A 273-nucleotide genomic window follows, 5' to 3' on the forward strand; every position below is an offset into this window, starting at 1 on the left:
CCCTTATAGACGCCGCCGAAGAAGAAGATATAAAAGAAGCGCTGCTTGCGTATACGTTTTTACTAAAATCAGAAAACGGCTTAACCGCCCAAACGCTTGATGAACAAATAGAGCATTGGTTTAAAAGCAAATACCAGTGCGATCTTGATTTTGAAATTAGCGATGCGCTTGAAAAGTTGGAGCGTATGCGCTTAGTAACGTGCACTAATGATGTGTATAGCGCAATAAATTTGGAACACGCAAAAACTATTTTGGATGAGCGCTGGGATAACT

The 273-nt window shown here is 40.7% G+C and carries 1 protein-coding gene; it reads left to right on the forward strand.

What is annotated here, in order from left to right; translation table 11 throughout:
- On the forward strand, nt 1–273 hold a 273-nt coding region (locus AAEY80_RS14540; RefSeq protein WP_350588583.1), incomplete at both ends, for a hypothetical protein.

Source organism: Psychrobacter sp. 78a-MNA-CIBAN-0178, from assembly GCF_040309625.1.
Lineage (GTDB): Bacteria > Pseudomonadota > Gammaproteobacteria > Pseudomonadales > Moraxellaceae > Psychrobacter > Psychrobacter okhotskensis.